27 protein-coding genes are annotated in these 21,533 nt (G+C 63.1%); all 27 read left to right on the forward strand.

Annotation, left to right across the window (positions count from 1 at the left end):
* The first annotated feature begins 259 nt into the window (after window positions 1-259).
* The 27 genes from KPB06_RS14770 (at window position 260) to KPB06_RS14900 (ending at window position 21,523) form a co-directional block, all read left to right on the forward strand.
* Window positions 260-2,263, forward strand: a complete 2,004-nt coding sequence (locus KPB06_RS14770) for a hypothetical protein (RefSeq protein WP_275920480.1) — start codon at window positions 260-262, stop codon at window positions 2,261-2,263.
* A 2-nt stretch (window positions 2,264-2,265) separates the two neighbouring features.
* Window positions 2,266-2,427, forward strand: coding sequence for a hypothetical protein (locus tag KPB06_RS14775; protein ID WP_155624950.1), 162 nt, complete (start codon window positions 2,266-2,268; stop codon window positions 2,425-2,427).
* Window positions 2,424-2,606, forward strand: a complete 183-nt coding sequence (locus tag KPB06_RS14780) for a hypothetical protein (RefSeq protein WP_275920481.1) — start codon at window positions 2,424-2,426, stop codon at window positions 2,604-2,606. Before KPB06_RS14775 ends, KPB06_RS14780 begins: the two co-directional genes overlap by 4 nt.
* A 7-nt stretch (window positions 2,607-2,613) precedes the next feature.
* Complete coding sequence (locus KPB06_RS14785) at window positions 2,614-4,803, forward strand: hypothetical protein (protein WP_275920482.1); 2,190 nt, start codon at window positions 2,614-2,616, stop codon at window positions 4,801-4,803.
* Entirely contained in the window at window positions 4,800-5,144 is a 345-nt protein-coding gene (locus tag KPB06_RS14790) for a M48 family metalloprotease (protein WP_275920483.1), read from the forward strand. Before KPB06_RS14785 ends, KPB06_RS14790 begins: the two co-directional genes overlap by 4 nt.
* Complete coding sequence (locus KPB06_RS14795; RefSeq protein ID WP_060010982.1) at window positions 5,137-5,385, forward strand: hypothetical protein; 249 nt, start codon at window positions 5,137-5,139, stop codon at window positions 5,383-5,385. Before KPB06_RS14790 ends, KPB06_RS14795 begins: the two co-directional genes overlap by 8 nt.
* An 8-nt stretch (window positions 5,386-5,393) precedes the next feature.
* Window positions 5,394-6,488, forward strand: a complete 1,095-nt coding sequence (locus KPB06_RS14800; protein ID WP_275920484.1) for a hypothetical protein — start codon at window positions 5,394-5,396, stop codon at window positions 6,486-6,488.
* Window positions 6,488-6,724 carry a hypothetical protein gene (locus tag KPB06_RS14805; protein ID WP_146075183.1) on the forward strand — a complete coding sequence of 79 codons (237 nt, stop codon included), beginning with the start codon at window positions 6,488-6,490 and terminating at the stop codon, window positions 6,722-6,724. Before KPB06_RS14800 ends, KPB06_RS14805 begins: the two co-directional genes overlap by 1 nt.
* Window positions 6,725-6,865: 141 nt before the next feature.
* A complete protein-coding gene (locus KPB06_RS14810) occupies window positions 6,866-7,294 on the forward strand; it encodes a hypothetical protein (protein WP_181035390.1) in 429 nt (142 codons plus the stop codon).
* A gap of 8 nt (window positions 7,295-7,302) precedes the next feature.
* The gene (locus tag KPB06_RS14815; protein ID WP_275920485.1) at window positions 7,303-8,064 is read left to right on the forward strand and encodes a hypothetical protein; all 762 of its coding nucleotides are present in this window, start codon (window positions 7,303-7,305) and stop codon (window positions 8,062-8,064) included.
* Between the two features lie 16 nt (window positions 8,065-8,080).
* Complete coding sequence (locus KPB06_RS14820) at window positions 8,081-9,496, forward strand: N4-gp56 family major capsid protein (protein WP_104012093.1); 1,416 nt, start codon at window positions 8,081-8,083, stop codon at window positions 9,494-9,496.
* A 10-nt stretch (window positions 9,497-9,506) separates the two neighbouring features.
* Window positions 9,507-10,022 (forward strand): hypothetical protein, encoded by a 516-nt coding sequence (locus KPB06_RS14825; RefSeq protein ID WP_275920486.1) that lies wholly within the window; start codon window positions 9,507-9,509, stop codon window positions 10,020-10,022.
* Between the two features lie 25 nt (window positions 10,023-10,047).
* Window positions 10,048-10,473: a hypothetical protein gene (locus KPB06_RS14830; protein ID WP_155753845.1), complete on the forward strand. Its 426-nt coding sequence runs from the start codon at window positions 10,048-10,050 to the stop codon at window positions 10,471-10,473.
* A 1-nt stretch (window position 10,474) separates the two neighbouring features.
* Entirely contained in the window at window positions 10,475-11,179 is a 705-nt protein-coding gene (locus KPB06_RS14835; RefSeq protein WP_060010997.1) for a hypothetical protein, read from the forward strand.
* Window positions 11,180-11,186: 7 nt separating this feature from the next.
* The gene (locus KPB06_RS14840; RefSeq protein WP_275920487.1) at window positions 11,187-12,803 is read left to right on the forward strand and encodes a hypothetical protein; all 1,617 of its coding nucleotides are present in this window, start codon (window positions 11,187-11,189) and stop codon (window positions 12,801-12,803) included.
* Between the two features lie 69 nt (window positions 12,804-12,872).
* The gene (locus KPB06_RS14845) at window positions 12,873-13,460 is read left to right on the forward strand and encodes a tail fiber domain-containing protein (protein ID WP_275920488.1); all 588 of its coding nucleotides are present in this window, start codon (window positions 12,873-12,875) and stop codon (window positions 13,458-13,460) included.
* Complete coding sequence (locus KPB06_RS14850; RefSeq protein WP_146075186.1) at window positions 13,457-13,921, forward strand: hypothetical protein; 465 nt, start codon at window positions 13,457-13,459, stop codon at window positions 13,919-13,921. Before KPB06_RS14845 ends, KPB06_RS14850 begins: the two co-directional genes overlap by 4 nt.
* A 49-nt stretch (window positions 13,922-13,970) precedes the next feature.
* Window positions 13,971-14,159 carry a hypothetical protein gene (locus tag KPB06_RS14855; RefSeq protein WP_048806072.1) on the forward strand — a complete coding sequence of 63 codons (189 nt, stop codon included), beginning with the start codon at window positions 13,971-13,973 and terminating at the stop codon, window positions 14,157-14,159.
* A gap of 9 nt (window positions 14,160-14,168) precedes the next feature.
* Window positions 14,169-14,387 (forward strand): hypothetical protein, encoded by a 219-nt coding sequence (locus tag KPB06_RS14860; protein WP_146075187.1) that lies wholly within the window; start codon window positions 14,169-14,171, stop codon window positions 14,385-14,387.
* Complete coding sequence (locus KPB06_RS14865) at window positions 14,384-14,866, forward strand: glycoside hydrolase family 108 protein (protein ID WP_275920489.1); 483 nt, start codon at window positions 14,384-14,386, stop codon at window positions 14,864-14,866. Before KPB06_RS14860 ends, KPB06_RS14865 begins: the two co-directional genes overlap by 4 nt.
* Complete coding sequence (locus tag KPB06_RS14870; RefSeq protein WP_060011007.1) at window positions 14,866-15,264, forward strand: 3TM-type holin; 399 nt, start codon at window positions 14,866-14,868, stop codon at window positions 15,262-15,264. The genes KPB06_RS14865 and KPB06_RS14870 overlap by 1 nt, the downstream gene beginning before the upstream one ends.
* Window positions 15,261-15,824 carry an aspartyl/asparaginyl beta-hydroxylase domain-containing protein gene (locus KPB06_RS14875; protein WP_060011009.1) on the forward strand — a complete coding sequence of 188 codons (564 nt, stop codon included), beginning with the start codon at window positions 15,261-15,263 and terminating at the stop codon, window positions 15,822-15,824. Before KPB06_RS14870 ends, KPB06_RS14875 begins: the two co-directional genes overlap by 4 nt.
* Window positions 15,821-16,108 carry a cupin domain-containing protein gene (locus tag KPB06_RS14880; RefSeq protein ID WP_275920490.1) on the forward strand — a complete coding sequence of 96 codons (288 nt, stop codon included), beginning with the start codon at window positions 15,821-15,823 and terminating at the stop codon, window positions 16,106-16,108. The genes KPB06_RS14875 and KPB06_RS14880 overlap by 4 nt, the downstream gene beginning before the upstream one ends.
* Window positions 16,109-16,111: 3 nt before the next feature.
* Window positions 16,112-17,143, forward strand: a complete 1,032-nt coding sequence (locus KPB06_RS14885; protein ID WP_275920491.1) for a hypothetical protein — start codon at window positions 16,112-16,114, stop codon at window positions 17,141-17,143.
* Between the two features lie 8 nt (window positions 17,144-17,151).
* A complete protein-coding gene (locus tag KPB06_RS14890) occupies window positions 17,152-18,621 on the forward strand; it encodes a hypothetical protein (RefSeq protein WP_275920492.1) in 1,470 nt (489 codons plus the stop codon).
* The gene (locus tag KPB06_RS14895) at window positions 18,621-20,183 is read left to right on the forward strand and encodes a hypothetical protein (protein ID WP_146075190.1); all 1,563 of its coding nucleotides are present in this window, start codon (window positions 18,621-18,623) and stop codon (window positions 20,181-20,183) included. Before KPB06_RS14890 ends, KPB06_RS14895 begins: the two co-directional genes overlap by 1 nt.
* On the forward strand, window positions 20,180-21,523 hold the full coding sequence (locus KPB06_RS14900) for a phosphoribosylglycinamide synthetase C domain-containing protein (RefSeq protein ID WP_275920493.1): 1,344 nt from the start codon (window positions 20,180-20,182) through the stop codon (window positions 21,521-21,523). Before KPB06_RS14895 ends, KPB06_RS14900 begins: the two co-directional genes overlap by 4 nt.
* The last annotated feature ends 10 nt before the right edge of the window (window positions 21,524-21,533 follow it).

Below are 21,533 nucleotides of genomic sequence, written 5' to 3' on the forward strand. Positions count from 1 at the left end.
AAGCAGTGCCCTGTTAAAGACGACCTCTTTCCTCTGAAAACACGACATTTCTATTTAGCTGCGAACACGACATCTTGATATGGCCATGACAAACGGGGAATTATCAACGTTAGATGAGATCGATTCTCATCTGAATATTACAAAATCCTAACTCTGGGACCGCCCCGGGCCTCCGGACGGGGGTGGCGAAATTTTGCAGACCCTCTCTCCAATCCGCCCGCGGGAAAAACATCGATGATCCTCCGCGAGGAGGAATGTCATGGCCCTGACCAATGCAGCGTTACTAAAGGCGATCTCGGACGACCGTGCGCTTGGCTCGGCGATGCTGTTCCCGCATCGTCACCCGCAGGCTTCACCGGCATTTCACGTCGAGGTCATGGACCTTTGGCGATGTGCCGACGAGTGGGTGTTGATCGAGGCGTTCCGGGAAGGAGCGAAGTCGACGCTCTCGGAAGAGCATTTGCTCATCGAGGCGTGTTTCGGCAATTTCGGGTACTGCCTGATCATCGGCGAGACGTACACGAAGGCTTGCCAGCGGCTTGAGGCGATCAAGTTCGAGGCGACTCGGAACACGAAGCTGCAAGGGCTATTCGGTCGTTTGAAGGAGTCGGGGCGCGTCTGGAACGAGCACCAGATGGAGCTTTCGAACGGCGTGCTGCTCGAGGCGCACGGCTGGGAGGAAGAATTCCGCGGCTTCAAGTGGCGAGACATCCGTCCGGACCGCGCGTATCTCGACGACATCGAGAACAAGGAGCGGGTCAAGGACAAGTCGGCGGTCGATGCCTCGATGCGGAAGTTGTACCTCGAGCTGATCCCCGCGATGGACAAGGTCAAGGGCAAGATCCGGGTCACCGGGACGCCGCTGGCCGAGGACTGCATGATCACCCGGCTACGCGACAACCCGGACTGGACGAGCCGACGCTATCCGATCTGCAAGGGTGATATCGACGACCCCGAGACGGAAGCGATGTGGCCGGAGCGCTATCCGATGGACTGGATCCGCAGGAAGCGCGACGAGATGGAGCGGGCAGGGCAACTGCGCGGCTTCATGCAGGAATACATGCTTATGGCGATTGGCAGTCAGGACAAGCCGTTCGAGAGTGAGCATATTCGGGAGTGCCCGGTGGATCCGGCGCCATGGCTGCCGAAGGTGGTGATCACGGACCCCGCGCGCACGACCGACGTGAAGAAGAGTGACCGGACCGGACGAGTGGTTGTGAGCCGCTTCGGCACGAAGATCTACGTTCATGCGTCGTCGGGCGAGTTCTGGAAGCCCGATGAGGTAATCGACGACGCCTTCAAGACGTCATCGCGATATGGTGATGCGGCGGTCGCGATCGAGAAAAACTCGCTCGACGAATGGCTACTGCAGCCGATGCGAGCGGAGATGCTTCGCCGCGGCGTGACGCTCGCGCTGCGCCCGCTTACTGCCCCACAGGACCGCGACAAGGTTCAGTTCATCATGGGCATGCAGCCGTTCTTCGAAGCAGGCGACATCGTGCTGGTCGGCGGCCAGGGCGCACACCCAAAGCTCGTCGCAGAGATCCTGAATTTCCCCAGCGGTAAGCGCGACATCCTGAACGCGCTCGCGTACTTCCAACGTGTGTTTTCGGGTTCGCCGGTGTACGAAGACTTCGGGCAGTGGAACATCGTCACCGAGTACGAGCCGAGTCAGCAGCATCCCCTTGCCGTGGCGTTCAATTCGAACGGCACGGAGACAACCGCGGCCCTGATTTGCATCGAGGGTCAGCGAATCGTCGTCGTGGCTGACTGGATCTCGCCAGTACCTCCCAAGGAAGCGGTAGCCGACATCATGCAGCTCGTGCGCGCCGCGTTTCCACGCGCACGAGTGACGACGTGGCTGCCGGCCGATGTGCTCGACCAAGCCGACCGCATGCCGATCGTGGCCGCACTTCGCGCCGCGAACATGTACCCGATGCGGGGCTCGTACGCGAACGTGTCGCGCGGCGCTCTCTCGCCGCTCATCCGTACCGAGGCCAAGGCACGACGGTTGTTCCAGGTCGACCAGGACGGAGCGAAACACACGCTCAACGCGCTGGCCGGCGGCTACAACTATCCGGTCGATCGCGCGGGAAACCGGAATACGCTCCCCGAGACTGGTCCGCACCGTACCCTCGTGGAGGGACTCGAAGCGGCCGTGTACGTGATCTGCTCGCAGCAAGCGGACGTCCTGCCGGAAGGCGTGAACATGGGCGTGAACCCGCAGGGTGTGAGCTATCTGACCACTTTGCCGCGGAGATGAACATGGCAGTCGATCGCAAAATCACGCCCAAGGCGCCGTCGCAGCGCCCGTCGGATTTCTACAAGGGCAAGCAGCAAGGCGGCGCGTACGGCAAGGCCGAGAAAGTCGGCGAACGCATGTCGGGCGGTCCGATGCGCGAAAAGATGTCGAAGCCGGGTCTGTGATCGTGAAGAAGCGCCGCGAATTCCAGGGTACGCGCTCCGAATCGCGTCCGGTCGGTGACTTCTTTGCCGAGAAGACGCCGAAGAAGCCGAACGTCGACGATCGCCCGAAGCGCACGCCTCGTGATCGCAGTACCGGCACGCCGCTCGAGCGCAAGCTCCGCGGCAAGGTGATCGGCTGATCCTTCCATGGCCCGCTCGAAGAAGCCGAAGAAGCAGGACGACAAGCCCGCGGTCGAGACACTGGACGCGCGGGCGCTCGACGCTGAGAAGACGGGCGAAGAGATCGAGAACTGGGCCGACAAGCCCGATTCCGACGCCTATACCGAGGCGGCGAAGCTGTATCCGAAGATCGCGAAGTGCTACCAGAACAAGCAGGAGCAGATGGACCGCTGCGAGGAGTATTGGTCCATTTACAACGCCCAGCCGGACGAGAATCAGCAGTATTCCGGCAACTCCCAGTGCTACATTCCCGCCGTGCGAAACGCGGTCAACGCGCGCATGAAGCGCACGCTGGCGCAGCTGTTTCCGGTGAATCACAAGCACGTTGGCGCGACCGGCCCGGACGGCAATATCCCGTTCGCGCAGATCAGTCTGCTCGAGCATTACATCCGCTCCGCGATGATCAAGGACATCGTGCGCGCCGACCTGATCGCGGGCGACGTCACCGGGCAGTGGAATCTCTACGTCGACTGGTCGCGCACGCAGCGCCGGATTACCGAGCTGATCAAGAAGCCGCCGATCCTCGAGGACCACGAGCTGGGCGGGGAGGTCGAAGACCTTGCCGCGGACGAGGACGACTGGGACTGGGAGAAGGAATCAAAGGAGGTCACGACCGAGGGACCGGACATCGTTTCGTTCGCCACCGAGGACCTGGCCGTCTATCCGCCGACCTGCAACGACATCGAGAAGGCCACCGCGACCGCGATCCGGCTGCGCCTGACGATCGACGCCGTTCAGCAATTCGTCGACGAAGGCGTGTTCGTCGGCGTGTCCGCGAAGGAACTTGTCGACAACCTCGCGAAGCCGGACGGCGGTCGCGAGAAGTACGTGCCCCCGAAGAAGCGAACCAGCGACGCCGGCATCCGCACCGAAGGCACGTTCAAGTACGCGCTGATCTACGAGGTCCACACGAATCTGGACCTGGGCAATGGCAAAGAGCCGTGCTTTGTGTACTTCGCCGGGCAGGACGTGATCCTCGGGATCATCCGGAACCCGTTTTGGTCGGGCAAGCGGCCGATCATCTCGGCGCCGATCGAGCGCATTACGGGCTCGTTCTTTGGCATCTCGAAGATCGAGCCGGTCAAGTTCCTGCAGTGGAACCTGAACGATTTCTGGAACATGGGGCAGGACTCCGCGCAGTACAGCCTGCTGCCGATCACCATGGTCGACCCACTGTCGAGCCCGAACTACCAGTCGATGGTGGTGGGCCTTGCCGCCGTGTGGCTGACGGATCCGAACAAGACAAAGTTCGCAAACTTTCCGGCCATCTACAAGGACGCGATCCCGCTCTGCGAGAACCTGAAGCAGCAGATCAACGAGTCGATGGACGTCAACGACGCTATGCTCGGGAAGATGCCCACCGGCCGGAAGAACCAGGCGCAGATGGCCGCCATGGCGCAGCAGCAGGAGTCGAACATCATCGACAACGCGAAGCGGTACGAGGAAGTCATCCTCAACCCGCTGCTCGAATGGATGTTCGAGCTCGACCGGCAATTCCGCACAGAAGAGCTGACCGTCGAGGTGCTCGGCGAAGTCGGCGCGCGCGCGAACCTGCAGACAATTCCGCCGCAGGCATTCGGCCAGCGATACTTCTTCCGCTGGTGCGGCACGTCGTATCAGCAGAACCTGCAGCGCATGCAGCAGATGATCGCGTGGATGAACGTCTTGCGCGGCATCCCTCCACAACAGCTCGACGGCCGGCGCCTGAACATCGGCCCGATCCTCGAGTACGGCACCGAGCAGATATTCGGGCCCGAGGTCGCGCCGCGCATCCTCATCGACGAGCGGAACCTGTTCCATCTCGATCCGCAGGACGAAAACCTGATGATGCACAACGGTCTGCCGGCCGAGATCCATCAAGCTGACGACGATCGCGCGCACATCGCGGCGCACCTACAGGCCGCGCAGTTCACGGGCGACGCGGCAGGCCTGTTCCGTGCGCACATTCAGCAGCACCAGCTCGCCATGAAGGCCAAGCTCGAGGCGCAGATGGCGCCGAAGCAGCCGCAAGGGCAACCGGGCGTGCCCGGCGGCGCAGGTCCGGGTGTAGCAGGCGCGCCGCGTCCCGGCGCGCAACCGGGGCAACCGCGGCCGCAGGGGCCGGCCGGCATGATCCACGCCGATCAGATCGCCTCACCAATGGCGGGGCCGCGATGAAACGCTTCGTGGCCCGGTGCACGCCGTGGGGAACCATCCAGACCGGCATCTTCTTTCGATCACTGACAGCGATCGAGAAGGATGCAGTGATCGCGCACGAGCGCGCGCACCTGATTCGTCACGACCCGTTGCGCCGGCTCTGGTGGCTGCTGACGCTGCAGTTGATCTTCCGCCCGGAATGGGTTTTCGCGCGCGTGCGCGAACAGGAACTGGCGGCGGATCAATACGTGAAAGAGCAGGGCCTCGCGGCGGGACTTCGCATGTTTCTGCGCCGGCATCCGCACCCGGGCAGCGCGCTGCACCCGAGCTCACAGGAAAGGCTGGAGGCGCTCCATGTCTGACGCATTCCACATCACGCCGTATCAGGTCAGGGCGGAAGGCAAAGATGTCCCGCCGAACGAGATCCAGACCGCCATCAATTCGCTCGCCAACCAGATGACGAACGCGCTGAATGTGCTGGGCAATGGCGCCAGCCCGCAGTTCGCCGCGGCGATGCTCGCCTGGTTCAACAGCCTGCCGACCACATTGCCGGCGACGTCCGGTGTGCTCTGGAACAACGGCGGCACGCTCGCCCAATCGTGAGGTACCGCATGAAGAAGATTTTCGCTGGCTTGCTCGCGCTTGTCTGCTCGGCCGCGCTTGCGCAGAACTACCCCTCACCGACGTACAACAACCTGACGGTGCAGGGTACGGCGACGTTGACTACCCACCCGCTTGCAGTGTCGTCCGGTGGCACCAATTCTGCGACGGCGAGCGGCACTGCATTGGACAACATCACTGGATTTTCGAGCACAGGGTTCCTAACGCGGACTGGCGCGGGCGCGTATTCATTCCAGAGCCTGACAAACGGCATTGCGCTTTCGAACATCGCACAAATCGCCGCGAACACTTTGCTCGGCAACGCGACCGGTGCGACCGCCAACGTCACGACCGTGACCGTCACTGGATGCAACGGTGCCGCACAGGCACTTCAGTGGGCAAACGGGGCAGGGTTCCAGTGCAATTCGTCGATCGCGACTTCGGGAGCAAACGCCAACATCACGAGCCTGTCGGGTCTTACCACTGCGCTCTCGGTTGCCCAAGGCGGAACGGGCCGGCAGACGCTTACGACGCATGGTGTGCTGGTTGGCGAAGGAACAGCAGCGATCAATCAACTAGCAGTCGGAACTACGGGGCAGGTGCTCGTCGGCGCAACTGGAGCGGATCCAGCATTCGGGTCGACGGTTGGTGCGATGAACTTTACGGGCGCAATTACCCCATCGTCGACGGCCGGCATCGTAGGCACTACGACGAACGACAACGCAAACGCGGGGAGCGTAGGTGAGTATCAAGCCGTTACTGGATCGGCGACGGCGCTCACGTCGGCCGCCTACACGGATATTGCCACGCTCACCTTGTCTGCTGGCGATTGGGATGTGGAAGGTTCTGTTGGTTTTGCTAATTCGGGCGCCACTACGAATGCCTTTGTTGGCGGTCTGAACACGGTAGCAAATACGAATCCGAACAGCACACCGGGGGTCGGTTTTACCGTGGCGAACGCCGCCGGCGGCTCCACGTATCTGCCGACTCCGGTAGTCCGTTTCAGTCTTGCTTCATCCACGACCGTTCGTTTGGGCGTGCAAGCGAACTTTACCGGCGGAACCGTGACTGGCACTGGCATGATTCGCGCTCGGAGGGTTCGATAATGACGACCACAACAGCAGCCGCCACAATCGTCAAAGCTGTCTTTAATGGCGTCTCGGGCCCTGGTCCTGTGTCAATTCCTGGCCTCAATGCTGGGGACGTCCTGCTCCGCTGCGTGCCGTCTGGATTTACCAACGGGTTCGAGCCGGTCGTTTCAGCTGATGGCCAACTCCAGCAGATCGATATTATCGATTGGTCGAGTATTCAGATCGTCGGCTACTTCCTGCGGGATGTTTGAGCAGCCGGGAAACCGATATATAAATTTGCGCAACCTGATCAGGAGATCATCGTGCGCAAAACCCTTCTGTCCCGTCTCGTCTGCCTCGTCTTCCCAGCGGTCGGCGCCGGCAATCCGCCGAACATTCCGGACAACGGCGCGATGCCCGATCAGATCGGCTTGGCCAACGCGGTTCTCGGCATGAACCCGTTTCAGGAAACGGGTTACAACGCCGCGACGAACACGTCCGGCTTCACACTCGGCGCTGCTCAAGTCTGCGGCGCCGCGCAGAACTTCCTGAACCTCACAGGCGCGCTGACCGGCGCCGCCAACGCGCAATTACCGACCGTCGCCGCGCTGATCGCACAGTTGCCGACGGTCGTGCAGAACGCACCAGTCGGTCTCAGCTTCCAACTGCGCATCATCAACAGCTCGAGCGGTGCATTCGCCTGGACGGTGACGACGAACACAGGCTGGACCCTCGGCGGCACGATGTCGATCGCGCAAAACACCTGGCGCGATTTCATCGTCACCATCACCAGCGCGACGACCGCAACGCTTCAGGCGGTCGGTACGGGCACGCAATCGTAAGGGTGGCCATGAGCAAGTTCCTGCAACGACTTCTCGGTTTTTTGTTTCCCGGTGTCGACGACGATGGTGCGGCGGATCCTGGCGGTGATCCTGGCAGCGGTGGCGTCGACGATGATGGTGCTGGCAGTGGCGACCCTGCTGCCGGCGCTGGCGCTGCTGATACTCCGGATGACGATTTCGACTTCGATTTCGTCGAACCGGCCGCCCCGACGCGACGCACCGCGACTGACGCAGATCGGCTCGCGGCTCTCGAAGCAGAAGTAGAGCGCCGCGGGCGCCTGGTTGACGCGTCGCGCGCTGCGCCGACGGCGCCCGTCACGGACCGTGATTTCGAAGCCGAAGAGGCGCGTCTGCGCGATCCGAACACCACGGATATCGAGCGCTGGCAGATCCAGTCGAACCGCACGCTGCGCCAAAGCCAACAGGCGGCGCAGGCGGCGTTGTTCCAGGCGCAGGACCTGCGCGACCAGACGCTGTTCGAATCGAAGATCGCCAGCGACCCGCACCGTGCACGCTATCGCGATCGCGTCGAGCAGGCAGTTCAGGAAGAACGCCGCGTAGGCCGGAACGCCTCCCGCGAGGCGGTCTACTACTACATGCTCGGCAAGGACATTGCGGACGGCAAGCTAAAGCCGAAGGCAAAGGCGAAAGCACCGGCCGCCGACGTGCCGCGCGGTAAGACGCCGGGCGTGCGCTCGACTGTGCCGCCGGCCCGCGGGCAAACTGAACACCAGAAGCGCGCCGCGCGGCTGGCCGACGTGAATATCTGACCAGCACGAGGACACCATGCTGACGAAAATTCTGGCCCTCCTCACGGGCCTCATGTTCCCCGGGGTGACGAACCAGTCGTCGAGCTTCACGGCTGACGTCGAAGCGTACATCCAGGAAGAAGTTGAGCCGCTCGCACGCCGGCAACTGGTCGCGTACCAGTTCGGCAAGCCGCTCAAGCTCGACACGAACCGCGGCACGACGTACACCGCGTCGCGCTACCAGCGCCTGCCTCTGCCGTATGCACCGCTGCAGGAGGGCGTCGCGCCCCCGGGCGAGGCGATGACGCTGCAGCAGGTCAGCGCGACTGCGCAGCAGTGGGGCGACCGCGTCATCATCACCGACGTGGCGAACCTCACGATTAAGCACCCGCTGTTCCAGCAAGCGTGCGAACTGGTGTCGCTGCAGATGCCGGAAACGCTCGAGCGCAACACGCTGAACACGCTCCTGTCCGCGCCGCAGGTGAACTACGCCGGGGGTGCCGCAAACCGCGCTGCGCTGACGGCATCCAATGTGATGTCGCCTCACGAGTCGAACCGGCTGTTCGCGTCGATGGCCGCGTACGGTGTGCCGCGCTTCAACGGCGACGAGCGTGAAGACATGATGATCGAGGCGGGCGCGTACCGCGATCCGTCGCAGACGCCGCGTGTCAAGCAGCACTACGTCGCACTGATCAGCCCGTTCTCGGCACAGGATATGCGCGAGAACACGTCGGTCCAGCAAGCGTGGGCCTACAGCGACGTCAACCGACTCTATAACAACGAGCTCGGCGACTTCGGCGGCATTCGCTTCTGCGAAACGAACATGATGCCGTACTGGACTGGTGCAGCCGCGATCAACGGCTCCGCGTCTACGTCGGGCGGCCAGCTGGCGACCGGCACGTATTACATCCAGGTCACCGCCGCGCCGGCGCTGACGTCCGTCGAGCAGACCATCTACCAGGTCTCCTCGTCGATCAGCGTGACGGGCCCGACCGGCTCGATCTCGGTGACGCTGCCGTCGTTCCCGAACTACGTGTTCAACGTGTATATCGGGACGACCGCGAACCCGGCCAACCTCGCGACGGCGATCGGCAATGGCGTGCCGGTGACTGGCGTGCTCGCCGGCCAAGCGACGCAGCTTCAGCCGAACCAGACGGTCACGCTGACTGGTATCGGCGTCACGCAGACGCCGCCGGCCGCCCCGGCCACGGGAGTGTCGGTGTTCCCGGTGATTTTCATCGGCAACCACAGCTACGGCCAAGTGCTGCTCGAGAATCCCGAGTTCCACTACCTGACCGGCGCCGACAAGTCTGATCCGCTGAACCAAACCCGGGTCGTGTCGTGGAAGGTGTTCTACGGCTCGATCCTGCTCAACACGGCCTTCCTGGCTCGCGTCGAATGCGGCTCCGCGTTCGCTCCGGGCTATCAGGGCGGTACCGTGACCACCCCGTAAGGAGTAACTGATGGCCGCACGTAACTCGCAGGAGCCGGGAAAACCGGCTCCGGAGTCGGCTGACGCCGACGAATTGCTCGGCGGTGCCGCGCCGGTCGACGAAAGCCGCGAGGCGCTGCTCGAGCGTATCAAGGCGCTCGAAGCCGAAAACGCAAAGCTTGGCGCCGCGAAGGACATCGCCGAGGAAGAGTCGGCGCGGTTGTCTGCGCAGGCTCAGTCGGCGCTGCTGACATCGGGCGTTGTCGAGCGCTATGCAGGCAAGGACGAGGACGGCAAGACGGACATGTGGTGGTATCGCATCGATCTGGCGCCGTGCGGTGGCGAGCATCTGAAGATCAACGGAACCCCGTACCTGCACGGCCACACGTACAAGTTCGACACCGACACTCTGCGCTCGATCAAGGAGATGGTCGCGCGCACGTGGGTGCACGAGAACGACATCAACGGCCACGCGTTCAACCCGTATCGGCAGGCGCAGAACAAGGTGCTCGGAGGCGGCCCCGTGCCGGCCTGGGCACGATCGTAATTCCCTCCACCCCGAAAGGAAGACCATGACGCAAGCCTCTCAGGAAGTTACGGCTGCAACGGTGATCGGCAACTTCACGATCACTCTCCCGGCGCCGAATCAGGCGCAACTCTCGGCCAGCGGTTATCTGGTCGAGGGTGAATCGAAGGATTCGCTCGACAGCCGCATGGACATGGTGCGCGAAGCGCTCCAGCGCCAACAACGGATGCTGGAAATCCCGGTGCTCGAGGCCCACATCGAGCAGTGGGAGAAGGCCCGTGACGACGTCGCGCGTGCCTACGCAGATCTGCTCGAGCGCCACAACGCCAAGTCTGCCGGAAAGGCCGGCTCGAAGGCACTGTCGAGCCAGGAGCAGGCGAACCTGAAGAACGCGCCGCAGCAACTGAAGGGCATCGACGCCGAGCTCGAGAAGGCGCGCAAGAAGATCGCGGAAGCGCGCGCGGGAGCATGAGATGGCCTACCTCCAGGCCCAGCAGATCGTCGCGCGCGCATGCGCCGTCGCAAAATGCCCCGGCTTCATCCAGCAGGGCGGCATCTATCTGAATATGGTCCTGGAGGATCTCTGGCTGCATCGTGACCTGAAGATCAACCGGGTCACCGAATTCATTACCGTGCAAGCGAACAACTACGGTCCGTTCGCGTTGCCGCTGAATTACCTCCGCCCGTACGATCTGTTTTTTCAACAGAACAACCTGCCGTATTTCCTGCATCCGATTTCTACGGAAGAGTGGGACCAGGAGTTCAAGGATCCGTCGATTGCGAACTATCCATACGAGTTCATGACGATCCTTTACGACGAAACGACCGCACAGACGAACCAGTCGGCAGGGCAGCTCTTCATCTATCCGCAGTCGTCCGGGCAGATCACGCTGACGCACCGCTACATGGTGAAGCAGCCGGATATCGCTACGCCCGAAACGTCGACGGTGATCCCATGGTTTCCGGACCAGCAATACCTGATCAAGGCGACCGCCGTCGAGCTGATGGGCGAGACGGACGATACGCGTCAGGAGGTGTGGCGCGCGCAATGCGAGGCAATGCTGCGCACGCACTTGATCATGGAAGGCGACGAACAGCAGGTCGTCAAGTCGGTGCGACTGGATCCGCGGCGCTTCCACACGAACCGCACGCTGAAGCCGACGAAGATCACGGACTGAGGGCGCCATGGGCATTCGCGCTGGTTACCCGGTCCGGTTCACCCCGAAAGGACTTTGCGACGCACTGGACGCGACCGACGCGTTCCCCGGTGCATGTTCGCTACTCGCCAATCTGGTCTTCGACCAGGGGAATCCTGAACTCGTCGTCCCGCGGCCAGGTGTCGGGGCTGCGCTGACTACGTTCGCCGGGTTTACGTCGCCGACGTTCGTATCGGTCTACATCGTGATCGGCAACGTCGCTTACGGCATGGTGTCGAGCGGTCGGACCGCCGGCTTTGACGAACCGTTCGCCTATAACCTGGCGACAAATTCATTCATTACGATCACAGGCGTGACGGCCGGCAATGTCCCGTCGTCCCCGCCGTCGAGCGGCGCGTGGACACCACCGACGATGGCGGTGATCGGCCCGAACATCATCGTTGCGCATTCAGGCTTTTCGGGAGCCGGGTCGAACTTCTTCGGCGTTATCAATATCTCGAACCCGGCTGCGCCGACCTGGAGCGCAGCCAACACCGCCACGAACGGACTGCCGGGCGTGCCGACGTCCGTCGCGAACTTCAACAATCGCGCGTGGTTCGCGATCGGCAACGTTGCGTACTACAGCGATGTGCTGGCCCCGACGACGCGTACCAATGCTTCTCAGTCGGTTACGTTCGGCGATACGACGCCGATCACGGCGTTCGCCGGACTGCCGGTGCAGACGACGTCGGGTGGTGTTACCGCCGCGCTGATCGTGTTCAAGTCATCGCAGATCTGGCAGGTTACCGGCGACCTCGTGACGAACAACCTGGGCGTGAACTACCTGTCACTGACGATCGGTACGACGTCGCCGCGTAGCGTCGCGCAGAGCCCGCTGGGCACCCATTTCGTGGGTTCGGATGCGCCGTACGTTGTGACACAGCTCGGTGCGGTTCAGCAGCTGGTTCCGAACGGCCGGACGACTGCCGATGTGCAGACGCCGTTTCTGAATACGACGCAGCCGACACGTGTGGCGGCCTCCTACTCGGGAAGCGTATATCGGGTGTGCGTGCCGACGCAGCTGTCGGGGCAGAACCAGACGAACGACTACTGGTTCGACATGCGCCGCCGCCGGTGGAATGGGCCGCACTCATTCACATATGACTGCGCGGCGCAATACGGATCGTTTTTTGTGGTGTCGGGAATCGCACACGGGGCAGCGTTGTTCCTGAGCACGACGCTGCCGACGTCGAATACATCGTATGCCGATGCCGGCAGTACGTATCAATGCCATCTTCGCTCGTCGACATTCCCGAAAAACAACCGGATGTCACAGTTGCAAGTGGTCGAATCGAACATCGAGCTGAGCACGTCCGGGTCGGTATCGACGAACTTCACCATTACCGCGCTCAACGAGAAAAACACGTCGCTCGCGTCTACGTCGATTACCAAAGCGGGCGGCGGTTCGATATGGGGCAGCTTCACGTGGGGGAATGCTTTGTGGACCGCGCTGACGGCCATCCCCGATGTCAATCCGATCGCGTGGCCGAACACGTTGGTATTCGCGAAACTCGCGATCGATATTTTCACGAACTCCGGCAGTCCATTTCAGATCGGCACGTTCTACGCCCGGTATCAGGATGCCGGGTACATCGCACAGGGGTAAATCATGTCGATTATCGGGAATTTGCCTAACACGTTGAGCAACGGGGCGACTGCAGACGCGACGCAGGTCATGGCTGACTTCAACTACATCGTCAACCAGGTCAACGCGAACGCCCAACCTTTGTTGCCCGCGGCACCATCGTTTTCTGGTCTGACGGTCACTGGACTTTCTGTGACCTTAGGCAGCGGTCAGAACAACGAGATCGATCTGATCGTGACAAACGCCAATACGAGCGGTCAGTATTTCCTCAATCCTACCGGCCTCCAAGGCTTCTACGACATTGGTCGCGCCCTTGTCCGATGGTCGTCTGACACGTCCGGTAATTTCAACGTAGCCGGGAATTTCACGTCTGTCGGAACGATCAGCGGATCGAACGTGACCGCAACTTCAGACGAGCGTCTGAAAAAAGATTGGGCGCCATTCGAATCTGATTTTCTTGAACGTGTCGCGACAGTTCTGCATGGCACCTTCACACGCATCGATACCGGTGAGAGGCGTGTCGGGGTAGGGGCGCAATCCCTGCGCGAGGTCATTCCTGAGGCGGTGTTCGGCGGCAAGACGCTAACCGTTTCTGAGGGGAGCGCGGCGCTGGCTATCGTGGTCGAGCTGACCCGTGAAGTCCTGCGCCTGCGGGCGCTTCTGGAGCCGGTGAAATGACGCTTCCGGCCTCGTTCCCTCTTTCCATGTCGCAAGTCGCGACCGAACTTGGTTTGTCGTTGCCGCTTTGGCTCAGCCATGGCTGGGTGATCGCGCTGGCTGGGAAATCGGCGCCGCCGGTCAGTTTCAGTGATCTTCTCGGTCAAACAGGTACCGCCACCGGGAATGCTACGGCCTCGTCGGGAGGCGGCGGCATTACCGCGCCATTCTCGTCTCCATGGTTCCGCGGACAAATTTCTCAGTTGGGGGCTACGACTGGTGGTGCGCCAGGCAATACGGTATCCATCTCGTTCAGCAGTGCGCCGAACTGGAATGGAAACATCTTGCTGAAGAACAACACGACCGGCGGCTCGATCGTACTGGCGAAACAGAACTCAACGGCGTGGCAAGTGAACAGCAATCCAGGAAACATCGTCCGCGCCGGCTTTACGGACAATTTCACGGTCGCACCGTCGAATTAACGCGGCGGGAAACGGCTATATCGTATTCGCACACAAAATCGGGGAAACCATGGGAAACCGGACACTGACCGAAGACGACGTCAAGGCGATCGCAGAGCAGATCGAAAGCGGCATCACCCAGCGTTTCCAGCTCAACGTCGGCCGGGGCGTCCTTGGCTTGGCATGGCGGGTTTTCATGTACGCGCTCGTCGCGCTCGCCGCTTATGGCGCGGGCGGCGGGTTCAAGAAGTTCCTCTAGGAGATGGACATGCTCGAATCGATCAAATCCGCCATCGAGGCGCGTTTCCAGGCTCTCGCGAATGACGGCCGCGCCTTCGTCGAAAAGGTCGAGGAAATCGTCGGCCTCGGCAACGCCGCTAAGGAGCTCGCGGACCTGGAATCGCGCGTGACCACAATCGTCAACGACGCCGAGGCCACCGCCGAGCAGAAGGTCGAGCAGATCCTGCACGCGGTGGGCAAGCTGTGAGCAGCTTCGACGACGCATTCGCGGCCCTGATGGGCAATGAAGGCGGGTACTCGAACAATCCCGCAGACCCCGGCGGCGAAACGATGTGGGGCGTCACCGCCCGCGTCGCGCGCGCGAACGGGTACGGCGGCGACATGCGCTCGATGCCACAGTCGACCGCGCGGTTGATCGCGAAGCGGGTCTACTGGGATCCGTACTACTGCGACCAGTTCGATCCACGCGTGGCGTTCCAGGTCTTCGACGCTGCGTACAACGGCGGCCTGCCCGTGACCTGGTTGCAGGAAGCCGCCGGCCTGAAGCCCGACGGCCGGATTGGTCCGGTGACGATCGCCGCGGTGAACTCGACGGATCCGGTTCGACTCGTCGCGCGTTTCCTCGCATACCGGCTGAAGTATCTGGCCGACCTGCACAACTGGCCGGCGTTCAGCCACGGGTGGGCGAACCGTATCGCCAACAACCTTTTGAAGGGAGCCGCGTGATGGGATTCCTCGATCCGATTTCCGCAGTTTCCGACGTCGTCGGGAAGATCATTGACCGCGTATGGCCGGACCCGGCGCAGGCCGCGGCGGCGAAGCTTCAGCTGCTCCAGTTGCAGCAGACGGGCGAGCTCGCGCAGATCACTGGCCAGATGCAGATCAACCAGGCCGAGGCCCAGAGCAGCGACCCGCTGCAGCACTGGCGTGGCGGCATGGGCTGGGTGTGCGTGACCGGGTACGCCTGGAACTTCGTGCTGCGCCCAGCGATGAGCGATATTTCCGCGCTTTTTGGACACCACATTGTCTTGACGGAAATGGATCTCACGCAGCTCGCGACGATCACGATCGGCATGCTCGGCCTCGGCGGCATGCACGTCTATCAGCAGGTCAAAGGCAAATGAACAACCTCGTCCGTATCGCCGCCGGCATCGACACGGCGCCTCTCCTGCTCGCAATCGCGCGGCAGCCGGGCCTGTGGGATCGCCATACGTTTCGCACGGAGCGCGAGGGCAGTCCGCACGCCGACGTATCGGACATCTGGCTCCGCTACAACGACGAGAAGCCGTACAAGGCGGCCGGCGACTACACCGGATTCAACGACGCGCACGATGCAGTGTTCTACCCGGAGTGGTACGCGCTGCCGCAGGTGCGGCCGATCGTGTTCGGATTGATGGCGCGCGTCGAGGGCACGCGTCTGGGCGGCGTCCTGATCACGAAGGTGCCGCCCGGCAAACGCATCCTGCCGCACGCGGACGACAGCTGGCACGTGCGGCACTACAACACGAAGCTGTACGTGCCGCTGCAGTCGAACCCGAAGTGCCTGAACCGCGTCGAGAACGATGTCGTCGTGATGGCGCCGGGCGAAGTCTGGTACTTCGACAACACGAAGGAGCATGAGGTGGTCAACGATGGCGACGACGATCGGATTACGCTGATCGTGTCGATCCGGTGCGAAAAATGACCATCAAACACCACTTCACGGCCGGCGGCGTGTACGCGCGCGAGCAGACGCTTCGCGCAGGCGAGGAAGTGCAGAAGCATGTGCACGACTACGACCACCTCAGCTATCTGGCGCGCGGCACGGCGATGCTCGACGTCGACGGTGAACTGCAGGTGCTGCATGGGCCGTGCATGCTCGAAGTGAAGGCGGGGCGCCCGCATCGCATCACCGCGCTGACGGATCTGACGTGGCTCTGCATTCACGCCGAGAGCGTAGCGGATCCCGAAACCTTGATGAAGGGGTAAGCCATGCCATTCGCAGCAGCCGTTGGAGCGGTCGGATCCGTTGTAGGCGGCCTCGTATCGGGTGGTTCGTCGCCGAGCACCTCTGGTGGCGGACCGTCCTATTACGTGCCAACGGGGCTTGGCACTGCCGACACCACGTGGCAGAACCTGTTGTCGGGCATCAATGGCGCGTACGGCTCGAGCAACCTGAACCAGTACGGTCAGCAATCCCTGCAGGAAGGGATTAATGCGAACAACTATTACAGGGACCCCTATCAGAACGCGGCCGGTGCCGCCGGCGCATGGTATCGGGATCTCGCCGGCCAGATGGCCCAGTACGGGCACGAGAATATCGCGACGCAGAATTCCCTGCTGAATGCGGGAATGGGCGTCTACAACATGGGCCTCGACCCGCAGAACGCACTGTATAACCGGACGCATCAACAGGTCCTGGATCAGTCGAACGCGGTGAATTCGATGTATGGTCTCGGCTCGTCCGGCGCGGGCGCCGGGCTGACAAACCAGGCGCTGTCGAACTTCAATATCGACTGGCAGAACAATCAGCTGTCCCGCGCGATGCAGGGCCTGCAGGGATACGCTGGCGCGGCAAACACGGCTGGTCGGTTCGGTGAGCTCGGCACGTCACAGCTCGGTTCGGCACCGGGGTACATGTTGGCGGGTGGCGCGACGCCGTACAACGTGGCCCAGTCGATCGCCAGCACGCCGGGCAGTCTCGGCAACACGTACGGCTCGTTCCTGAACCAGAACATCTACGGCCCGGCCGAAGGGATCATGGGATCGATCATCCCGTACATGAACTACGGGCAAGGTGCTCAGGCCGTGCCGTACCAGAGCCAGGCGCAGGGTGCCGGGGCGCTAGGCAGCATGGTTTCGCAGGGCATTTCGGGACTGTTCAATAACCAACAGGTGCAGAACGGCATTTCGAATTTCTTCAGTCCTGCGAGCGGATCGTTCAGCGGGGGCGACTTTAGCGGCGCGTTCAGTTCCAGCCCGTACTACTCGGGCGGCGGGAACTCGTACGGCTTCACGATGTGAGGTGAAAAATGGCCGGGCTCGCGGGGCTCCCGTACTTCCTTCAGTACCAGCAGCAGGCGCAGGAAGACGCCATGCGGCGTCAGTACGCCCAGATCCAGCTCGCGCAGTTCCAACAGCAACAGCAGGATCGGCAGCGGCAGCAGGCTGCGCTGACGGCCGCAGGCAACGCGCTGCCGCAGTTGCTCGCCGGGCAACAGCAGCCCGCGCAGATGGCGCCTCCGCCTCAAGCTCCCAGCCCGGGGCAGGCGTCGACGCGGGCACAACCGCCGACCGCCATGTCCGGGCAGATGCCGCCGCTTCCGCCTGGAATGCCTCCTGGCATGGGCACGGGCGCGTCCGGGAAACCACCGCTGCCGCCGTTCCAGCCGCTGCCGACGTCAGGCAGCCCCGCACAGGCTTCGCCGGCGCAGATCCCGGCGCCTCCGGCCGCGCCCAGCGCTCCGCAGCAGGCGGGCGGTCCGCTGACGCTCGACAATGCCATCAAGGTGTTGAAGGACCAGGGGCTGTCCGGCGCGGACCTGATGGCCGGCCTGCAGCAGTTGACGCCGATCCTTGATTCGCAGGCGAAGGCGCAGGCGGCGCAGATCCAGCAACAGTTCACGCGTCAGCTTCAGATCGCGCAGTTGCAGGAGCGCTACGACGCGTTGCGTCAGCGTGCCGAGGACAACGCGTTGAACCGCGAAGACCGTCGGCAGGCCCGTGCCGAGTCGAATGCGCTGCGGGCTGAATCCATCGCGCTTCGTCGGCAGACGATCGCAATGGGAATGGGCGACGACGCAAAGTTCTCGCCGGAAGACCTGAAGTTTCTCGCGGAGCAGGCACGTGCGGGCGATACGTCGGTCTATCAGAACCTCGGCCGCGGCGCGCAGGGCGCGAAGAACATCATCGCGCTGCGGCGCGAAGTGATGCGGCAGGAGCGCGAAGCGGGTGGTACCGGCGCGGACATCGCCGCAGCGAATGCTGGCTTCCAGGGCGAGAAAGCGGCTGCCCGCACCGGTGCAACGCGCGCGGCGAACATCGGCATGGCTGTCGCCGAAGCGCAGAAGACTTTCCCGCTCGTGCGCGAGGCATCTGCCGCGCTGCCGCGTACCGAGTTCCCCGGCGTGAACCGCGCGATGCAGGCAGCGCAAACGGGTACAGGCGATCCCCGCGTCGTTGCGCTTGGCACGGCGCTGAATACGTCGGTGAACGCCTATGCTCGCGCGATCAGCCCGACCGGCGTGCCGACAGTGTCGGACAAGGAGCACGCACGCGAGCTGTTGTCCACCGCCAGCACGCCGGAGCAGCTGAATGCGGTGCTGTCAATGATGGAAAAGGAAATGTCGGCGGCCCGCCAGGCGCCGACCGAAGTGCAGGCACAACAGAAGGCTCGCATTTCCGGCCGCGGTGAAGGCGCGCCGGCGGTCGGCACGATCGAGGGCGGCTACCGGTTCAAGGGCGGCGATCCGTCGAAGCAAAGCAACTGGGAGAAGATGTAATGGCCGGCCCGTGGGAAAAATACGCGCAGGACACGGCCGCGTCCGCAACCGGGCCGTGGGATAGGTACGGCGGCGCACCAGCAGCAACGCCGCGCGGCCCCGTGGCACCTCTCAATCGTCTGCCGCCTGATAGCCCGGCGCCCGCCACGGCGTCGAAGCACGCCGACACCATCGCGGAGCGCCTGCTCGGCTTGGGCAAAAGCGCGGTCGGGCTCGGCGAGGCCGGTCTGTCAACGGTGACCGGTGCGTTGGCCGCGCCCGTGGGCGCCGCATACGGCATCGGCAAGACGCTCACGAGCGGCAAGTACGGCACGCAACAAGGCATCGAAGAAGGCGGCCTCGCGGGCGCCACCCTGGCCGGCAAACTGACGTACCAGCCGCGCACCGAGGCCGGCCGCGCCGATGTCGAGGCGCTCGGCAATTCGGGGCTGATGCACGCACTGCAGGGATTGCCGGTCGAATCGCCGATGATTTCGCGAATCCCGGAAGTGCCACGCGGCGTGCTCGCGACCGGTGAAGGCGCAGCCGGCGCCGCGCGCGCTGGGGCGAATGCCGTCGGCCGCGGTGCCGTGCGCGCCGCTGCTCGTGCGCTGCCTGAAGTCGATCCGGAGACACTTCGGCTCGCGCGCGAGGCGCACGAGATGGGCTTCCGCTTCCGGCCGGACCAGATGTACGAGAACAAATTCGGGCGCATCGCCGGGCAGCTGTCGTCGGACGTGCCGTTCTCCGGCGAGACGTCGGGCGCGAACCAGCGCGTGTTCAACCAGCGCTTGATTCACGCGATCGGTGGCGAAGGTGACAAGTTGACGCGCCAAGTCTACGCCAACGCGATGAAGAAGTCGGGGACAGAGATCGACGCGATCACGGCCGCGCACAGCATCCCGGTCGACAACGCGTTCCTGAACCGCCTGCAGCGCGCGAAGGGCAACCAACTGCCAGAAGTGCAAGGCGTTGTGCAGGGGTACATCAACGATCTGGAGGCGCTCGCCGGCCCGCGCCAGAAGCTCACCGGCGGTGGCGCGACGTCGGCGGCTCGTCAGCTCGACGGCACGAAGCTGCGGCCGTTCCTGACGAAGCTGAAGTCGACGATCCGCAGCACGTCGAACGGCGATCTGCGGCATGCGCTGAGCGATCTGCAGGGAGAAATCGAAGACGCGTTCCTGCCTCAGCTGTCGGCAGACGAAGCTGCGCGCTACGCGGCCGCGCGCCGGCAGTATGCGATCGGGAAGACGATCGAGCCGCTCGTTGCGAAATCCCCCGGCGGCAATATCAGCCCCAAGGCGCTGATGGGCGCGGTCACGTCGAATGCATACGGCAAGCGCGCGATGGCGATGGGCCAGGGCGGCGAACTGGGCAAGCTGGCGGACATTGGTTCACTGTTTCTGCGCGAGCCCGGCACGTCGAACACTGCCGAGCGCGGCATCGTGGCCGGTCTGCTCGGCGGCGCGGGGTTCGGGGTCAATCCAGCCGCCGCCGCGGTGCCTTGGGCGGCCGCGAATCTGTACAACCGCGCTGGTCCTGCCATCACCGAACAACTCCTTCAGCGGCCGCCTACCCCATGAGAATCCTCGCGATCGACGTCGGTTCGAACTGCCTCGATTGGCTGATGCGCTGCCAGGAGTGGGGCCACCAGGTTCTCTGGTACGACAAGCCACGCCCGGACGGCACCGATCGTCATGCGGGCGAAGGCATCGTGCCGAAGATCCGCGACTACGACGAACTGCGGCGGAAGTGGCTCGGCTGGGCGGACCTGATCTACACGCCCGACAACGTCAGCTACCTCGACATGCTCGAGCCGTACCGCCGGATTGGGTACCCGATCTACGGCTGCAACTTGGCGGCCGTCGAATGGGAGCTTGATCGCGAGGCCGGGCAGAGGGTCATGGAAGAGTGCGGGATGCGGATCATTCCCGGCAAGACCTTCCATGACTACGAGTCAGCGATCGCCTACGTGAAGAAGCAGGGCAAGGCGTTCGTCTCAAAGCCGTCCGGCGACGGCGAGCGCGCGATGTCCTATGTCGCCGACAGCGCGGCCGACATGGTCTACATGCTCGGGCGCTGGAACAAGATCGACAAGTACCGATCGGCTGCGCGCAAGGACGGCTTCATCCTGCAGGAGAAGATCAGCGGCATCGAAATGGCCGTGGGCGGTTTCTTCGGGCCCGATGGATGGTCGAAGGGCTGGGTCGAGAACTGGGAAAACAAGAAGCTGATGAACGGCGACCTGGGCGTGAACACGGGCGAAATGGGCACCACAGTGCGCGTCGTCCGGCAGTCAAAGCTTGCCGACGAGGTACTGAAGCCTGCCACCGAGCACCTGAAGCGGATCGGATACGTCGGGTACGTCGACGTGAACTGTATGATCCCGGCCGATGGGAAGGGCCCGTATCCGCTCGAGTGGACCATGCGTGATGGCTGGCCGATCCGGCACAACCTGACCGCACTGATCGAGGGCGATCCGGCGCAGTGGATGGCCGACAAGATCCAGGGCCGCGACACGCTGAAGATCCGCATGGACGAGGTGTGTATTTCGGTACTGATGGCGTTACCCGACTTCCCGTACTCGAAGATCACGAACAAGGAGTTATGCGGCATCCCGATCTACGGCGCCGAGGACATGGAGCACCTGCACTTCTCCGAGGTGATGATGGGCACGGCGCCACGTGAGGTGAACGGCAAGGTCGTTGACCTGCCGGGGCCCGTGACGGCTGGCGATTACGTGCTGATCGCGACGGGCACCGGAGAGACGATCACTGGCGCACGCCGGTCGGCCTACAGCGCGATCAAGAAGGTGAAGATCCCGAACAGCCCGTTCTACCGCACGGACATCGGTGTTGGCCGGCTGAAGAAGCAACTGCCCGAGTTGCAGCAGATGGGTTACGCGAAAGGGTTGAGCTACTGACATGAGGCGA

The organism is Burkholderia semiarida (assembly GCF_029268935.1).
GTDB classification, from domain to species: domain Bacteria; phylum Pseudomonadota; class Gammaproteobacteria; order Burkholderiales; family Burkholderiaceae; genus Burkholderia; species Burkholderia semiarida.

What these genes read in the sequence shown, in the direction of transcription:
- KPB06_RS14795 (WP_060010982.1), top strand. Translation starts at nt 5,137, where the DNA reads ATGTCTGACGCATTCCACATCACGCCGTATCAGGTCAGGGCGGAAGGC.
- KPB06_RS14880 (WP_275920490.1), top strand. Translation starts at nt 15,821, where the DNA reads ATGACCATCAAACACCACTTCACGGCCGGCGGCGTGTACGCGCGCGAG.
- KPB06_RS14820 (WP_104012093.1), top strand. Translation starts at nt 8,081, where the DNA reads ATGCTGACGAAAATTCTGGCCCTCCTCACGGGCCTCATGTTCCCCGGG.
- KPB06_RS14900 (WP_275920493.1), top strand. Translation starts at nt 20,180, where the DNA reads ATGAGAATCCTCGCGATCGACGTCGGTTCGAACTGCCTCGATTGGCTG.
- KPB06_RS14850 (WP_146075186.1), top strand. Translation starts at nt 13,457, where the DNA reads ATGACGCTTCCGGCCTCGTTCCCTCTTTCCATGTCGCAAGTCGCGACC.
- KPB06_RS14890 (WP_275920492.1), top strand. Translation starts at nt 17,152, where the DNA reads ATGGCCGGGCTCGCGGGGCTCCCGTACTTCCTTCAGTACCAGCAGCAG.
- KPB06_RS14785 (WP_275920482.1), top strand. Translation starts at nt 2,614, where the DNA reads ATGGCCCGCTCGAAGAAGCCGAAGAAGCAGGACGACAAGCCCGCGGTC.
- KPB06_RS14855 (WP_048806072.1), top strand. Translation starts at nt 13,971, where the DNA reads ATGGGAAACCGGACACTGACCGAAGACGACGTCAAGGCGATCGCAGAG.
- KPB06_RS14845 (WP_275920488.1), top strand. Translation starts at nt 12,873, where the DNA reads ATGGCTGACTTCAACTACATCGTCAACCAGGTCAACGCGAACGCCCAA.
- KPB06_RS14870 (WP_060011007.1), top strand. Translation starts at nt 14,866, where the DNA reads ATGGGATTCCTCGATCCGATTTCCGCAGTTTCCGACGTCGTCGGGAAG.
- KPB06_RS14830 (WP_155753845.1), top strand. Translation starts at nt 10,048, where the DNA reads ATGACGCAAGCCTCTCAGGAAGTTACGGCTGCAACGGTGATCGGCAAC.
- KPB06_RS14810 (WP_181035390.1), top strand. Translation starts at nt 6,866, where the DNA reads ATGCCCGATCAGATCGGCTTGGCCAACGCGGTTCTCGGCATGAACCCG.
- KPB06_RS14800 (WP_275920484.1), top strand. Translation starts at nt 5,394, where the DNA reads ATGAAGAAGATTTTCGCTGGCTTGCTCGCGCTTGTCTGCTCGGCCGCG.
- KPB06_RS14835 (WP_060010997.1), top strand. Translation starts at nt 10,475, where the DNA reads ATGGCCTACCTCCAGGCCCAGCAGATCGTCGCGCGCGCATGCGCCGTC.
- KPB06_RS14895 (WP_146075190.1), top strand. Translation starts at nt 18,621, where the DNA reads ATGGCCGGCCCGTGGGAAAAATACGCGCAGGACACGGCCGCGTCCGCA.
- KPB06_RS14885 (WP_275920491.1), top strand. Translation starts at nt 16,112, where the DNA reads ATGCCATTCGCAGCAGCCGTTGGAGCGGTCGGATCCGTTGTAGGCGGC.
- KPB06_RS14790 (WP_275920483.1), top strand. Translation starts at nt 4,800, where the DNA reads ATGAAACGCTTCGTGGCCCGGTGCACGCCGTGGGGAACCATCCAGACC.
- KPB06_RS14770 (WP_275920480.1), top strand. Translation starts at nt 260, where the DNA reads ATGGCCCTGACCAATGCAGCGTTACTAAAGGCGATCTCGGACGACCGT.
- KPB06_RS14860 (WP_146075187.1), top strand. Translation starts at nt 14,169, where the DNA reads ATGCTCGAATCGATCAAATCCGCCATCGAGGCGCGTTTCCAGGCTCTC.
- KPB06_RS14775 (WP_155624950.1), top strand. Translation starts at nt 2,266, where the DNA reads ATGGCAGTCGATCGCAAAATCACGCCCAAGGCGCCGTCGCAGCGCCCG.
- KPB06_RS14805 (WP_146075183.1), top strand. Translation starts at nt 6,488, where the DNA reads ATGACGACCACAACAGCAGCCGCCACAATCGTCAAAGCTGTCTTTAAT.
- KPB06_RS14825 (WP_275920486.1), top strand. Translation starts at nt 9,507, where the DNA reads ATGGCCGCACGTAACTCGCAGGAGCCGGGAAAACCGGCTCCGGAGTCG.
- KPB06_RS14875 (WP_060011009.1), top strand. Translation starts at nt 15,261, where the DNA reads ATGAACAACCTCGTCCGTATCGCCGCCGGCATCGACACGGCGCCTCTC.
- KPB06_RS14815 (WP_275920485.1), top strand. Translation starts at nt 7,303, where the DNA reads ATGAGCAAGTTCCTGCAACGACTTCTCGGTTTTTTGTTTCCCGGTGTC.
- KPB06_RS14840 (WP_275920487.1), top strand. Translation starts at nt 11,187, where the DNA reads ATGGGCATTCGCGCTGGTTACCCGGTCCGGTTCACCCCGAAAGGACTT.